Annotated in this window: 1 protein-coding gene; it reads left to right on the plus strand. The window is 62.5% G+C overall.

The genetic code is table 11. The features are described 5' to 3' along the window. The first annotated feature begins 72 nt into the window (after nt 1-72). Nucleotides 73-1,056: a class II fructose-bisphosphatase gene (glpX, locus tag ACMZ6R_RS20470; RefSeq protein ID WP_416114806.1), complete on the plus strand. Its 984-nt coding sequence runs from the start codon at nt 73-75 to the stop codon at nt 1,054-1,056. Nucleotides 1,057-1,200: the final 144 nt, after the last annotated feature.

The following is a 1,200-nucleotide window of genomic DNA, read 5'->3' on the forward strand; positions in this document are numbered from 1 at the left end:
GGAGGGGACCCTTTTTTTCAAAAAAGGGTCCCCTCCCCGCACGCCTTTTCTCAATAAAAGGAGCACCACCGAATGGAAGCGCCGGACAGAAATCTCGGGTTGGACTTGGTACGTGTGACGGAAGCGGCGGCGCTGAGTTCCTCGCGCTGGCTTGGTCGCGGCGACAAGAACTCTGGCGATCAGGCCGCCGTGGACGCCATGCGGCTTTCGTTCAACACCCTGCCCATCGAGGGCATGATCATCATCGGCGAGGGGGAGAAGGACGAAGCCCCCATGCTTTATAATGGCGAACGGGTCGGCAGCGGCCAGGGCCATGCCGTGGACGTGGCCGTGGACCCGGTCGAGGGCACCAACCTGCTCGCCTACGGCCGGCCGAACGCCATTTCCGTGGTCGGCGTCGCGCCGCGTGGGTCCATGTACGATCCCGGGCCGAGCTATTACATGCAGAAGCTGGTGGTTCCGGCCGAGGCCAAGGACGTGGCCGACCTGGACGCGCCGGTGGAGGACAATCTCAAGAAAATCGCCAAGGCCCTCGGCAAGGATGTGGACGACCTCGTGGTCTTCGTGCTCGACAAGCCGCGCCACAAGGCGCTTATCCAATCCATCCGGGAGGTCGGCGCGCGCATCCAGCTCCATACCGACGGCGACGTAGCCGGGTCGCTCATGGCCGTGGACCCGGAGAACGTGGTCGACGTCATGCTCGGTACCGGCGGCACCCCGGAAGGCGTGCTTTCGGCTTGCGCCATCAGGGCTCTGGGCGGCCGGCTGCTGGCCCGGCTCGATCCCCAGCAAGAGGCCGAAAAACAGGCCCTGGCCGCCGCCGGCATCGACTGCAAGCGCATCTTCACCGAGGAAACCCTGGTCAAAAGCGACGACACCTACTTCGCCGCCACCGGCATCTCCGGTGGCACGTTCCTGCATGGCGTCAAATTCACCGGCACCCACGCCATCACCCACTCCATGGTCATGCGGGGCAAAACCGGCACCATGCGACGCATCGAAACGCGCATCCGGCTGGATAAGTTGATGGAAATCAGCGCGGTGAAATACGACTAGAGAGCCTCCGGCGGCCAGGGGGAAACTTTTTGGAAAGAGTTTCCCCCTGGACCCCCTTTAAAAACTTTCCAAAGGGGGCAACAGATACCCCTTTGAAAGTTTTTTGCGGAGGGGGTCCGGGGGAGGGGCTTTTTTTCAAAAAAG

Source organism: Solidesulfovibrio sp. C21, from assembly GCF_047785625.1.
Classification (GTDB): Bacteria; Desulfobacterota; Desulfovibrionia; order Desulfovibrionales; family Desulfovibrionaceae; genus Solidesulfovibrio.